Origin of the sequence: Kribbella sp. NBC_00382 (assembly GCF_036067295.1) — a bacterium.
Taxonomy (GTDB): domain Bacteria; phylum Actinomycetota; class Actinomycetes; order Propionibacteriales; family Kribbellaceae; genus Kribbella.
This window is the reverse complement of sequence record NZ_CP107954.1, coordinates 4,791,746-4,803,708: the sequence shown is the minus strand read 5'-3', so window position 1 is coordinate 4,803,708 and position 11,963 is coordinate 4,791,746. Positions and strand designations below refer to the sequence as shown.

13 protein-coding genes and 1 pseudogene are annotated in these 11,963 nt (G+C 67.3%); 7 read left to right on the top strand and 7 right to left on the bottom strand.

Annotated features, from left to right (window positions below; all coding sequences use genetic code 11):
- Positions 1-115 precede the first annotated feature (115 nt).
- On the top strand, positions 116-877 hold the full coding sequence (locus tag OHA70_RS23245) for a GntR family transcriptional regulator (protein ID WP_328321007.1): 762 nt from the start codon (positions 116-118) through the stop codon (positions 875-877).
- Positions 878-903: 26 nt separating this feature from the next.
- Here the strand turns inward: OHA70_RS23245 and OHA70_RS23240 are convergent, their stop codons facing one another.
- Complete coding sequence (locus tag OHA70_RS23240; RefSeq protein WP_328321005.1) at positions 904-1,938, bottom strand: LacI family DNA-binding transcriptional regulator; 1,035 nt, start codon at positions 1,936-1,938, stop codon at positions 904-906.
- A gap of 101 nt (positions 1,939-2,039) precedes the next feature.
- On the opposite strand from OHA70_RS23240, the gene OHA70_RS23235 reads away from it, so the two are divergent.
- The 5 genes from OHA70_RS23235 to OHA70_RS23215 are packed head-to-tail and all read left to right on the top strand — an operon-like array spanning position 2,040 to position 8,275.
- Entirely contained in the window at positions 2,040-2,906 is an 867-nt protein-coding gene (locus OHA70_RS23235; RefSeq protein WP_328321003.1) for a carbohydrate ABC transporter permease, read from the top strand.
- Complete coding sequence (locus OHA70_RS23230; protein WP_328321001.1) at positions 2,903-3,769, top strand: carbohydrate ABC transporter permease; 867 nt, start codon at positions 2,903-2,905, stop codon at positions 3,767-3,769. The genes OHA70_RS23235 and OHA70_RS23230 overlap by 4 nt, the downstream gene beginning before the upstream one ends.
- 13 nt (positions 3,770-3,782) lie before the next feature.
- A complete protein-coding gene (locus OHA70_RS23225) occupies positions 3,783-5,180 on the top strand; it encodes a ricin-type beta-trefoil lectin domain protein (RefSeq protein ID WP_328320999.1) in 1,398 nt (465 codons plus the stop codon).
- Positions 5,181-5,191: 11 nt separating this feature from the next.
- Positions 5,192-6,529: an ABC transporter substrate-binding protein gene (locus OHA70_RS23220; protein WP_328320997.1), complete on the top strand. Its 1,338-nt coding sequence runs from the start codon at positions 5,192-5,194 to the stop codon at positions 6,527-6,529.
- A gap of 30 nt (positions 6,530-6,559) precedes the next feature.
- Entirely contained in the window at positions 6,560-8,275 is a 1,716-nt protein-coding gene (locus OHA70_RS23215) for a glycoside hydrolase family 35 protein (protein ID WP_328320995.1), read from the top strand.
- On the opposite strand, the gene OHA70_RS23210 is transcribed toward OHA70_RS23215, so the two are convergent.
- The 5 genes and pseudogenes from OHA70_RS23210 to OHA70_RS23190 form a co-directional block, all read right to left on the bottom strand.
- A complete protein-coding gene (locus OHA70_RS23210) occupies positions 8,276-8,917 on the bottom strand; it encodes an alpha/beta fold hydrolase (protein ID WP_328320993.1) in 642 nt (213 codons plus the stop codon).
- Entirely contained in the window at positions 8,917-9,534 is a 618-nt protein-coding gene (locus OHA70_RS23205; RefSeq protein WP_328320991.1) for a DMT family transporter, read from the bottom strand. The genes OHA70_RS23210 and OHA70_RS23205 overlap by 1 nt, the downstream gene beginning before the upstream one ends.
- A gap of 348 nt (positions 9,535-9,882) precedes the next feature.
- Positions 9,883-10,356, bottom strand: coding sequence for a nuclear transport factor 2 family protein (locus OHA70_RS23200; RefSeq protein WP_328320989.1), 474 nt, complete (start codon positions 10,354-10,356; stop codon positions 9,883-9,885).
- Between the two features lie 18 nt (positions 10,357-10,374).
- Positions 10,375-10,422 (bottom strand): annotated as a pseudogene (locus OHA70_RS23195) (hypothetical protein); the annotation flags it as partial.
- A 2-nt stretch (positions 10,423-10,424) separates the two neighbouring features.
- Entirely contained in the window at positions 10,425-10,691 is a 267-nt protein-coding gene (locus tag OHA70_RS23190; protein WP_328320988.1) for a sigma-70 family RNA polymerase sigma factor, read from the bottom strand.
- A gap of 31 nt (positions 10,692-10,722) precedes the next feature.
- On the opposite strand from OHA70_RS23190, the gene OHA70_RS23185 reads away from it, so the two are divergent.
- Entirely contained in the window at positions 10,723-11,520 is a 798-nt protein-coding gene (locus tag OHA70_RS23185) for a hypothetical protein (protein ID WP_328320986.1), read from the top strand.
- Here the strand turns inward: OHA70_RS23185 and OHA70_RS23180 are convergent.
- Positions 11,491-11,925: a MarR family winged helix-turn-helix transcriptional regulator gene (locus OHA70_RS23180; protein WP_328320984.1), complete on the bottom strand. Its 435-nt coding sequence runs from the start codon at positions 11,923-11,925 to the stop codon at positions 11,491-11,493. The two genes, OHA70_RS23185 and OHA70_RS23180, sit on opposite strands and share 30 nt — an antisense overlap.
- Between the last annotated feature and the right edge of the window lie 38 nt (positions 11,926-11,963).

Below are 11,963 nucleotides of genomic sequence, written 5' to 3'. Positions count from 1 at the left end.
AGGAACTAACCCCACTCGGCCGCACCCTGCAGGGCCCACTGACAGGGCGTAGTGCACTTGGCAGACTGTCTACCAAGTGCACTACGCTTCTTCATCACCGGCGGGGAAGGACCTCATGGCGACAACCAGTTCGGGCCCGGAAGCCAACTCCGACTCCCCTGGCGTCCGGCACGTCAAGCGGCCGACGCCGCTGCGGGAGTCGGTCTACGAGGCCCTCACCGAGATGATCATCGACGGCACGCTGGAGCGTGGCCGGCACCTGGTCGAGGTCGAACTGGCCGGCATGCTCGGTGTCTCGCGCCAGCCGGTGCGCGAGGCGCTGCAGCGGCTCAGCAACGAGGGCTGGGTGGATCTGCGGCCCGGTTTCGGCGCGATGGTGCATGTCCCCGCTGAGGACGAGGTGGACCAGTTGCTGGCCGCCCGCGCCGCGCTCGAGTCCGAGTCCGCGCGGCTGGCTGCGCGGAATCCCGACAAGGATGCGGTGGCCAAGCTCCGGGACCTCTGCAAGGTCGGCGCGAATCTCCAGGAGGCCGGCGACATCGACGGCGCCGTCCGCACCAACGCCGAACTGCACACCCTGATCACCGAGATGTCCGGCAACCGCTTCCTGGTCGACTTCGCCGGCCAGGTCGACCGCCGCGTCCGCTGGTACTACACCCCCGTAGCCCCCGTCCGCGGCGCGGCCTCCTGGCGCGAACACACCCGCCTGGTCAAGGCGATCGCCGACGGCGACGAGGACAAGGCCGCCCAGATCATGCGCGAACACACGGAACACACGCGCAAGGCCTACCACGACCTCCAAGCCGGCGCCGCCCCCGACGAGCCCCCGTCATCCCCCACCAAAGCCCAGACCCGCCGGCGCCGCACTACCGCCTAACCCCGCATTTCGGCGGCCTCTGTCGGTCACCGGCGTCGAGGTGGCGCCGTACTGGCCCGCACCACCAGTTCGGTGCCGACAGCAACGGGCTGGTGGTGGTGCTCGCCGGTCCGGATCCCTTCGATCAGGGCGTCGACGCTGCGACGGGCGACCTCGGGGAAGAACTGCCGGATCGTCGTCAGCGGCGGCCAGAACTGGGCGGCTTCCTCCATGTCGTCGAAGCCCACCACGCTGACATCGCCGGGAACTGCCCGGCCGGCCTCGTGCAGAGCTCGCAGCAGGCCGAGGGCCATCTGGTCGTTGGCCGCGAAGACTGCGGTGACCTCAGGGTCGGCAGCGAGCTTGCGGCCGGCCTCGTACCCGGAGCCGGCCGACCAGTCACCGGTCAGCACGGGCGGTACCGGGCAGCCGTGGTCGGTCAGGGTCTGTCGCCACGATCGCAGCCGGCGCGAGGCGGCGTAGGAGTCCTCCGGACCACCGAGATGCCAGACCGTTCGGTGCCCGAGTTCGAGCAGGTGCTCGGTCGCCAGCCGGGAGCCCTGGGCCTGGTCGGTGTCGACGACCGGGTAGTCGAGATCGGCGTTCGAGTCGATCACCACGACCGGCATCCCGTCGGGCATCTGGACATCGGCCTCGTCGAGCCGGTGCGCCTCGATCAGGATGATGACCCCGTCCACCGCCTGCTCACCGAGCCGGTCGAAGGCACCCGACAAGTCGCGCGGGGTACCGTCCAGCACCGGAATCAGGTTCACGGCGTAACCGCTGGACGTAGCCGCCGCGGCGATCGCGTCCAGCGTCCGCGTGTTGCCGAAGCTGGACAGCTCGAAAGCGATCACGCCGATGCTGCGGAACTGCCCGTTGCGCAGCGCACGCGCCGCGCTGTTCGGGCGGTAGCCGAGTTGGCGCATCGCGGCCAGCACCCGGTCCCGGGTGGCGGCGTCGACGTTGCGCCGGCCGTTCGCGACCCGCGACACCGTCTGGCCCGAGACACCGGCCAGTTGCGCGACGTCGGCCATCGACGGTCCACGCCGGCGGCGTACCGGCGTCTCGTCTGTAGTCATCGCGTCCCCCTCGGTGGTCTCCGCCGAACTATAGACATGTTGACGTAAACACGTTAGCTTCTGGCCAGAAATGTTGACGTAAACATGGAGGCTGTGGGCAGATGCACCGAGAGTCCAGGGGATGGCTGTTCGTCGGGCCGTTCCTCGTCGTGTTCGCGCTGACCTTCCTGGCGCCGATCGGCTACGCGATCTACCTGAGTCTGTTCCGCGACCAGGCGTTCTTCGGCGGCAGCGTGTTCGTCGGGCTCGACAACTACGTCGACGCGATCCAGGACTCGAAGCTCTGGGAGGCGTTCCTGCGAGTGGGGCTGTTCCTGGTCGTCCAGGTACCGGTGATGCTCATCCTCGCGCTGCTGGCCGCGCTCGCCATCGACAGCGCCCGGCTGCACGGCGCGAGCTTCTTCCGGGTGGTGATCTTCCTCCCGTACGCCGTACCGGGCGTGGTCGCCGTCTTGATGTGGGGCTTCATCTACGGCAACAACTTCGGGCTGGCCGCCGACCTCAACGACCTGCTCGGCACCACCGCGATCCAGCCGCTCAGCGGGAAGTGGATGCTGCCGTCGATCGCGAACATCGTCACCTGGGAGTTCGTCGGCTACAACATGCTGATCTTCTACTCGGCCCTGCGCACCGTGCCGGAGGAGTTGTACGAGGCGGCTGCGATCGACGGCGCCGGCGCCCTGCGGACGATCCGGGCGGTCAAGCTGCCGGCGCTGCGCGGCGCGATCGTGATCGCCACCATCTTCTCGATCATCGGCAGCTTCCAGCTGTTCAACGAACCGAACATCCTGCGCACGCTGGCACCGAACGTGATCACCACCTACTTCACCCCGAACATGTACGCCTACAACCTGTCCTTCGCGGGCCAGCAGTTCAACTACTCAGCGACTGTCGCGATCGTGATGGGCGTCATCACCGCGGTGATCGCCTACGTCGTCCAGCTGCGCGGATCCCGGGAGGCGCTGTGAGCAGGACGTTGTCGCCACTGCGACCGAAGCGCTCCCCGCTGCTCACCGCGGCGATGGTGCTGTACCTCGTCTACACGTTGGTCCCGCTGATCTGGTTGGTGCTCAGCGCATCCAAGACCCAGGCTGACCTGGTCTCCACGTCCGGACTCTGGTTCGGTCACCGGTTCGCGTTGTTCGACAACGTCCGCGACACGCTGACCTACGACGACGGCATCTTCCTGCGCTGGCTCGGCAACACGGTGCTGTACGTCGTCGTCGGTGCGGGCGGCGCCACCTTGCTGGCAACCGCGGCCGGCTACGGACTGGCGAAGTACAAGTTCAAGGGCCGGCGCGCCGTCTTCGCCGTGCTGCTGGGTGCGGTCGCGGTCCCCGGCACCGCGTTGGCCGTGCCGACCTTCCTGATGTTCTCCAAGCTGGGGCTGACGAACACGGTGTGGGCGATCATCATCCCGTCCCTGATCAGTCCGTTCGGGCTCTACCTGATCTGGGTCTACGCGACCGATGCCGTGCCGTACGACCTGCTCGAGGCGGCCCGGATCGACGGCGCCGGGGAGATCCGGATCTTCTTCACCGTCGCCCTGCGGCTGCTGGCTCCCGGCATCGTCACCGTCTTGCTGTTCGCGGTGGTGTCGACCTGGAACAACTACTTCCTGCCGCTGATCATGCTCAGCAAACCGAACCTCTATCCGCTCACCGTCGGCCTCACCCAGTGGAGCAACCAGGCGACCGGCGTCGGCGCGCGACCCATCTACAACCTGGTGATCACCGGGTCGCTGCTGACCATCGTTCCGCTGGTCGTCGCCTTCCTCCTTCTTCAGCGGTTCTGGCAGTCCGGCCTGTCCGCCGGCAGCGTCAAACAGTGAAAGGGCAGCGTCAATGAGAAAGACGTGGACGAAACCTGCAGTCTGGCGGAACGCCGCCGTCGCGCTGGTCCTGGTGACCGGTGTGGTGGCGGTCATCCCCGCAGCCGCTTCGCCGGCCAACACCAACGAGTACCGCGGCGTGAACTGGGCGGACCCGCGCGACAACTACGCGTCGGACGAAGTCGTACCGTCCGGCCTCAGCACCGCGGACAACTACGCGACCACCTACCGCAAGTCCACCGGCATCGTGCGCGAGTTCCGCAAGGAGCTGAAGGCCAACACGATCCGGTTGCCGATCAACCCGTCGAGCGTCGGGACCAGTTGGTGGCGCTCGTACCAGGCTGCGATCGACGCCTCCACCAACAACGGCTTCAAGGTCATCCTCAGTTACTGGGAGGCCAACGACGCCAAGGACGGCCGGGTGGACGACCCGGTGGCCTACGCCGCCATGTGGGACACGGTCGTCAAGAAGTACGGCAAGAACCCCCGCGTGTACTTCGAGCCGATGAACGAGCCGTTCGGCTACTCCCTGGACGAGTGGGTCGGCGTCACGACCTCCTGGCTGGCCCGGCACCGGAACGTCCCGCGCGGCCGGGTCGTCATCTCAGGTACCGGCTACAACGACAACGTCACCGGTGTCGGCGCGGTCCCCGCCCTGAAGGGAACCCTGCTGTCGTTGCACTTCTACGGCTTCTGGGACGACGCCACCACCGAAGCGGAATGGCTCGCGAACCTCCGGCCCCGGATCGGCCAGTACGGCTGGCGCACCATCATCGACGAGGCCGGCTCCCCCATGACGACCGGCCTGAACTACGGCAACCACGAGGGCAACGTCTCCACCTCGTACCTCGGCGCGCTCACCCAGGTCGCCCGCGAGCAGAAGATGGGCATCGTCTACTGGCCAGGCCTGCGCGACGGCGACTCCTACTCGATGACCACTCGGGTCAGCGAGCGCGACCTCGAAGTCAACAACGCGAGCGGGCTGGCCCAGCTGCAATGGGGCTGGGGCCTCCTGAAGAAGGAACCGGTCAACGACCTTCCGCCCGCGCCACCAGGTGCGGAACTGCGCGGAGTGGCAAGCGGCCGCTGTCTCGACGTACCGGGTGCCTCCACCACCAATGGCACCGCTCTCGATCTGTGGGACTGCAACGGCGGCGGCAACCAATCGTGGAACCTCACGGCCGCCAAGGAACTTCGGATCTACGGCAACAAGTGCCTGACCGCCGGCAGCCCGGCGACCATCGACGCCTGCTCCGGCAGCACCGATCAGGCCTGGGAGATCCAGCCCGCCAAAACGGTCACGAGCGTCGGCCGTCCCGGTCAGTGCCTCGAGGCCGCCGACACCGGCAACGGAAGCGCAGTGAACGTCTCGGCCTGCAACGGCCAGAACAACCAGCAGTGGGAACAGTGAAGGGAAGCAACATGAGGACCAGTCATCGGCTCGTTGTAGCCACGGCAGCGGTTGCGGCCGCGTCGCTTCTGCTTGCCGCGTGCGGTGGATCGGACACCACCGGCGCCGGCAGTCAGCCTTCGGGTTCGGCGGACGCCGTCAAGGCCGCGCTCGAGAAGGGCGGGACCATCACCTACTGGAGCTGGACGCCGTCCGCCGAGGCTCAGGTGAAGGCGTTCGAGAAGGAGTATCCGAACGTCAAGGTGAACTACGTCAACGCCGGGACCGGAAACGACCAGTACACCAAGCTGCAGAACGTGATCAAGGCCGGCTCGGGCGCGCCGGACGTCGCTCAGATCGAGTACCAGGCGCTGCCGCAGTTCGCCCTGCCGGGCTCGCTGGTCGACCTGCGCCAGTACGGGTTCGACAGCCTCCAGTCCGCCTACACGCCGTCGACCTGGAACGCGGTCCACGCCGGCGACGGACTCTTCGGCCTGCCGCAGGACTCGGGCCCGATGGCCCTCTTCTACAACAAGGAGGTCTTCGGCAAGTACGGCATCACCGTGCCGAAGACCTGGGACGAGTACGTCGCGGCCGCGAAGAAGCTGCACGCCGCCGACCCCAAGAAGTTCCTCACCAACGACACCGGTGACGCCGGCTTCGCGACCAGCATGATCTGGCAGGCCGGCGGCAAGCCCTTCAGCACCAATGGGAAAGCCGTCACGATCAACCTCGCGGACGCCGGTACCCAGAAGTGGACGGGGGTCTGGAACCAACTCGTCGAGGGCGGTCTGGTGGCGAGCATTCCGGGCTGGTCGGACGAGTGGTTCAAGGCGCTCGGCGACGGCACGATCGCCTCGCTAGCGGTCGGCGCCTGGATGCCGGGCGTGCTCGAATCGTCGGTCAAGGGTGGTGCGGGCAAGTGGGCGGTCGCGCCGCTCCCGACGTACGACGGACAGCCGGCCACCGCGGAGAACGGCGGCAGCACCCAGTCGGTCCTCAAGCAGAGCGCGAACCCGGCGCTGGCGGCCGGCTTCGTCAAATGGCTCAACCATGACAACGGCGTGAAGCCGTTCCTGGCCAGCGGCGGCTTCCCGTCGACCGTTGCCGACCTCAAGGATCCCGCCTTCGTCGACAAGCCGAGCGCGTACTTCGGTGGGCAGAAGATCAACCAGGTACTCACCGGCGCGGCCGACTCGGTCGTGAAGGACTGGAGCTACCTGCCGTTCCAGCTCTACGCGAACAGCATCTTCGGCGACACCGTCGGCAAGGCGTACCAGAGCAAGTCCGACCTGAACCCGGCGCTCAAGGCCTGGCAGGACGCGCTGGTGAGCTACGGCAACCAGCAGGGCTTCCAGACCAACGGCTGACCTCCACGTTTCCCGCGCAGAAAGGGATCCATGTCCGACTTCACGATCGGTGAGTCCGATTTCCTCCTCGACGGTGCGCCGTTCCGGATCCTGTCCGGCGCCCTGCACTACTTCCGCGTCCACCCGGACTCCTGGGCGGACCGGATCGAGAAGGCCCGCCTGATGGGACTCAACACCATCGACACCTACGTGCCGTGGAACGCGCACAGCCCGCGGCCGGGGGTCTTCGACACCTCGGGGATCCTCGACCTGGCGCGGTTCCTGCGGTTGGTGGCCGATGCCGGGATGTACGCGATCGTCCGCCCGGGTCCGTACATCTGCGCGGAGTGGGACAACGGTGGCCTCCCCGCCTGGCTCTTCCGGGAGTCGGGCGTGGGGGTTCGCCGGTACGAGAAGCAGTTCATGGCCGCGATCGCGCAGTACCTGGAGCAGGTACTGCGCATCGTGGAGCCGCTGCAGGTCCATCACGGTGGCCCGGTGCTGCTCGTCCAGGTCGAGAACGAGTACGGCGCCTTCGGGGATGACCAGGTTTACCTGAAGGCGGTCGCGGACCTGATCGGCCAGGGCGGGATCACGGTGCCACTGGTGACCGTGGATCAGCCGGTGGACGAGATGCTCGCGGCCGGCGGGCTGGACGGTGTGCTGCGTACTGGGTCGTTCGGCTCCCGTAGTACCGAGAGGCTGCGGACGTTGCGGGCGCATCAGCCGACGGGGCCGTTGATGTGCATGGAGTTCTGGGACGGATGGTTCGACCACTGGGGCGGTCCACATCACACGACTTCGGTCTCTGAGGCAGCGGCCGAGCTGGACACATTGCTGGCGGCAGGGGCGTCGGTCAACGTGTACATGTTCCATGGCGGTACGAACTTCGGCCTCACCAATGGGGCCAATGACAAAGGGGTCTATCGGCCGACGGTCACGTCGTACGACTACGACGCGCCGCTGGACGAGGCGGGCAACTTCACCGCGAAGTACCACGCCTTCCGGGAAGTGATCTCGCGCTATGCGCCGGTACCGCCTCTCGCACTGGATGCGGTCGAGCCGGCGCCGGAGTTCTCGGTACCACTGGGCGACCCGGTTTCCGTTCGACGGAACTGGACGCCGCATGCGTCGCTGCCGACCCTGGACGAGCTAGGTGCCCGGCTCGCGATCTATCGGACCGAGATCGCCGTCGACGGGCCCGCGCTGCTCTCGGTTGGTGAGGTCCGTGATCGGGCCCACGTGTTGCTCGACGGGCAGCCGGTCGGCGTTCTGGAACGCGAGAACCATGACCGGGCGATCCTCCTTCCGCATGGTCGCGGGCGGCTGGAGCTGGTGGTCGAGGATCAGGGGCGGGTCAACTACGGTCCGCGGATCGGCGAACCGAAGGGGCTGGTTGGTGGGGTCCTGCTGGACTCGACACCGCTGACCGACTGGGAGACCTGCGTCATCGATCTCGACGCTGTCCCCGCGGCCGTCGGTGGTGGTGGCCTGGTTCCAGGGCCGACCGCCTGGCGAGCGAGCTTCGAGGCCGACGGGCCGGTCGACCACTTCCTCAAGACCGATGCCTGGGGCAAGGGGTTTGCGTGGGTGAACGGCTTCTGTCTGGGGCGGTACTGGCATCGCGGGCCTCAGCACACGCTGTACGTACCTGGGCCTGTCGTTCTTCGTGGGGCGAACGAACTGGTTGTCCTTGAGCTCGACACGATGGCTTCCCGGACCGCGGAGTTCACGGCCGGCGCATTGCTCGGCCCGCTTGAGCTGTAGCTAACCGATGAAGGGCGAGACCGCGGCCAGCCATCGGTCCGGCGCCTTGGAGTGGATTCGGTGGCCTGCCTCGATCGTGGTGACGGTCGAGGCCGGCAGCTCCTTGGCGACGAGTGCGAAGCGGCTCTGGTCGAGGTGGCTTGTGGTTCCGCCTGCGAGCAGGAGTGTGGGGGCGGTGATCGTCGGTAGGGCGGCCCACCATTGCGGGCGGGGCTTGTGGAGCTCGGCGACGATTTGGCGGAGCATCGCCGGGTCGAAGCGGCCGCGGTTGAGGAGGCCCATTGCTCGTAGTACCAGGCCGGTACCGCGTTTGTTGCTTGGTGGGTCGTCGTCGCTGGTCCGTCGCGGTACGGGCAGCTCCTCTAGTACCAGTCGGTCGATCCGGTCCGGCTCGCGTTGAGCGATCAGGGTCGCTACGAAAGCGCCTAGCGAGGCCCCGATCAGGGTGAACCGGCCGTCGATTTCCTTCAGCACGTGGTCCGCGAAGGCATCCAGCGGGTACGCCGTACGCCGCTCGGCACTCCCATGTCCCAGCAGCGTAGGCGTGTGCACGCGATAGCCGAGGCCGACCAGGGCAGGCTTGAGGTGGTCCCAGGTGGCCGGGCTGCTTCCGGCGGCGTGCAGGCAGACGAGGTGTTTCATCAGGTTCCCATCGAGACGAGGAGGACGCCGCCCAGCACCGCGGCCAGGCCGGCCAGGGTGACGAGGGTGAGGCGTTCCCGGAGTACGACAACTCCCAGAAGATTGCCCACGGCAACGTTAAGCGTCCGCCCTACCGCCACCGTGCTGACCGGCGAGAGCGACATCGCCACGAGCACCAGCCCGTAACTCGCCGGCGTCAGAACCGCGATCGGCAAGGCCCGCCGCCAGGCCTTGAGATCCAGGCGGCGGCGCGGACCGAGGACCAGGCTCAGTACCAGTAGCTGGCCGACATTGGTCACCGCCAGATACGGCAGCACACTCGCACCGAGTGAGGCGATCGCATACCCGTCCCAGAGCGTGTAGGCAGCACTGCAGGCCGCCACGGCCAGTCCTGGGACGCTTCCGCGGCTGGAGGCGACGCGATCCATCACCATCACACCGATGAGGACCGCCGCGACACCACACCACGCCTGCGGGGACGGCCTCCCGATCCACGGGATGGCGGCGAGGGTGACGATGACGGGGGTCGTCCCCCGGCTGACGGAGTACACAACGTTGAAGTCGCCGTTCTTATAAGCCCACTGCAACACCACCGAGTACACGGTGTGCAACACCATGCTCACCACCCCAGCCGGCCAACTCCTCGCCAACTCCCCCTGCACCCCGGCCCACACCAGCAGCCCCACAGACGCCGGCGCAGCAATGACCGCACACAACCAAACGAATTGCGGCCCCTGCTCCCCCGACCTCTTCATCAACAAATTCCACCCGGCATGACACAACGCCGCCACCGTGAGAATCCCCAGAACCATCACGTAGACAGTGTCTACACCATCGAGGTAGACACCGTCTACTCGTCCCAATCCCCCATCGCCCCCGTCCCCCGTCCCCCATTTCGGTGGTTAACCCCTCACCTTGTGGGTTGTCACCCCGGGTTCGGGGGTGGCAACCCACAAGGTGAGGGGTTAACCACCGAAATGTGTGGGGGCGGAGGCTGGGGCGATACCGGAAGTGAGGTGGAGGCAGGTGGGTCCGGAGGCGCCTGGCAGGGCATGCGACTTCGGACCCACCTGGGTCTGGACCGCTCGGTCAGCCGGTGGGGGTGGACGACTCGGGCTGTCGATGGGGGGAGGAGGCCCGGGCTGGCCGTTCGCCGCGATCGTGTGGACCTTCCAGTCGGTACCGCGGAGCTTGAAGACCCGCGCGACGAACCGCAGGCGGTACTCCCGGCCGCGGAACCAGTTGTAGAACGGCGGCATCTCCAGCAGGACATCCTCGGTCAGCAGGTCCGTGAAGGCCGCGACGTCGGCGCGCTCGAAGGCTTCGATGTACCGGTTGAGGAAGTCGACGCACTTGGGGTCGTCGGGCTCGAGGAGGTCCTCCTCCGCCAGACCTGTCTCCTTGAGCTTCGCTCGCGCTCGCTGCAGAACACTGTTCACCGACGCTGTGCTCAACTCGAGCATGCCGGCGGTTTCGGCCGCGGACCAGGCGAGGACGTCGCGCAGGATCAGTACTGCGCGCTGCTTGGCCGGGAGGAACTGCAGCGCGGCGATGAGTGCGAGCCGGAGGGTTCGGTGAGGCAGGTGTTCGTGGCGATCCGGTAGAGCCAGGTGCGCAGCGAGGCGCGCGTCTCGTCGTACCGGTCGAAGGCCCGCCAGGCGCGGATCATCGTCTCCTGCAGCAGGTCCTCGGCATCGTGGTTGGACCCGGACATCCGATAGCAGAGGGCCAGCAGCTCGCGGCGAAACGGTGCCGTTCGTACTTCGAAGTCCACGCGGCCATCAAAGCACCTGGTGGATGTCAGGATGAGGCGCATGAGTTGGCCGGGGATGATCTGGATCGGTGGGGCGCCGGGGGCTGGGAAGTCGACGATTGCGCGGCGGCTGGCGAGGGAGCTGGATCTGCCGTTGCATCCGGTGGATCTGTGGACCTACGACCATGTGGGGCGGATGCCGGCGCAGCGGTCGCTCGAGGAGGACCTGGCCGAGGGGGCGGAGGTTGCGGCCGACGCGTTCGTACGGATCGGGCGGTTGCGGCTGGAGCTGGTCGTCGAGGATGTGCGGGGGCGTGGGCTGGGCGGAGTACCGGCGTTGGTTGAAGGGCCGCAGCTATATCCGTCGATGGTTGCCGATGGGGTGCGAGCCGCGGTGTGGCTGATGCCGGACGCCGAGCAGACGCGGCGGGCGCGGGAGGCACGGCTTGCTCGCGTCGAGGATCCCCGGGGACGCGCTCGCCTCGAAGGCTTGCTTGCCCGCGATGCGCTCCTTGCCGACCGCGTGCGGCAGGAGACATCGCAGTTCGGGCAGCCCTTGATCGAGGTCCCCGCGGACGCCGACTGGGCAGCGATCACGACAGCGGTCAGAACGGGACTAGGTCCGCAGCCGCGACTCACAGCCGGCGAGGAGCTGAGTCGGCAACGCCGCATCGAGAACCTCGCGGCCAGCCGTCAGATCCGCCTCTGGCTCGCCGATATCGGCCAGCCACAGCAGCCTTACGACTTTGCCTGTGAATGCGGCCGATCGGGTTGCGCCCTCACCGTCTCGCTGACACCTGACCAGTACGAAGTACAGGAACTAGTGCGAGGCGCGCATCGCCTGGGCTAGCTCATCCAGGGCGGGGAGCGCATCGATGATGGTCTTCGCTGTGTCCGCCGGGAGCTGGTCGAGGCAGGTGCCGATGGCTTCGGTGCGGAGGAGTTTGACCCGTTCGTGGAGGTGGCGGCCGGCGTCGGTGGCTTCGACGCGGATGGCGCGGAGGTCGTCGGGGTTGGGGTCGCGCTGGATCAGGCCGAGTTCGGTCAGTTTGCCGACCACGCGGGACAGCATCGTCGGATTGAGGCCCTCGAGCTGAGCCAGCTCGGTCAGGCCCAGTGGGCCGCGGAAGGCGATCAGGCCGAGCACCGAGGCCTGGGTCGGGGTCAGTCCCTCGGCGGTGGCCGTGGCGTTGAGCTCGCGGGCGAGCCGGGAGATCACGCCGCGGAGCTTGCTCAACGTCTCGGTGTCGGTCATCTCAGGGATCTCTTTTCGGCCTTTATTGCCTGCTGGCA

Excerpts from the sequence above, each read along its gene's own strand:
- OHA70_RS23220 (WP_328320997.1), top strand. The coding sequence starts at position 5,192 with ATGAGGACCAGTCATCGGCTCGTTGTAGCCACGGCAGCGGTTGCGGCC.
- OHA70_RS23210 (WP_328320993.1), bottom strand. The coding sequence starts at position 8,917 with ATGAAACACCTCGTCTGCCTGCACGCCGCCGGAAGCAGCCCGGCCACC.
- OHA70_RS23215 (WP_328320995.1), top strand. The coding sequence starts at position 6,560 with ATGTCCGACTTCACGATCGGTGAGTCCGATTTCCTCCTCGACGGTGCG.
- OHA70_RS23235 (WP_328321003.1), top strand. The coding sequence starts at position 2,040 with ATGCACCGAGAGTCCAGGGGATGGCTGTTCGTCGGGCCGTTCCTCGTC.
- OHA70_RS23225 (WP_328320999.1), top strand. The coding sequence starts at position 3,783 with ATGAGAAAGACGTGGACGAAACCTGCAGTCTGGCGGAACGCCGCCGTC.
- OHA70_RS23185 (WP_328320986.1), top strand. The coding sequence starts at position 10,723 with ATGAGGCGCATGAGTTGGCCGGGGATGATCTGGATCGGTGGGGCGCCG.
- OHA70_RS23180 (WP_328320984.1), bottom strand. The coding sequence starts at position 11,925 with ATGACCGACACCGAGACGTTGAGCAAGCTCCGCGGCGTGATCTCCCGG.
- OHA70_RS23245 (WP_328321007.1), top strand. The coding sequence starts at position 116 with ATGGCGACAACCAGTTCGGGCCCGGAAGCCAACTCCGACTCCCCTGGC.
- OHA70_RS23240 (WP_328321005.1), bottom strand. The coding sequence starts at position 1,938 with ATGACTACAGACGAGACGCCGGTACGCCGCCGGCGTGGACCGTCGATG.
- OHA70_RS23205 (WP_328320991.1), bottom strand. The coding sequence starts at position 9,534 with ATGGTGTTGCACACCGTGTACTCGGTGGTGTTGCAGTGGGCTTATAAG.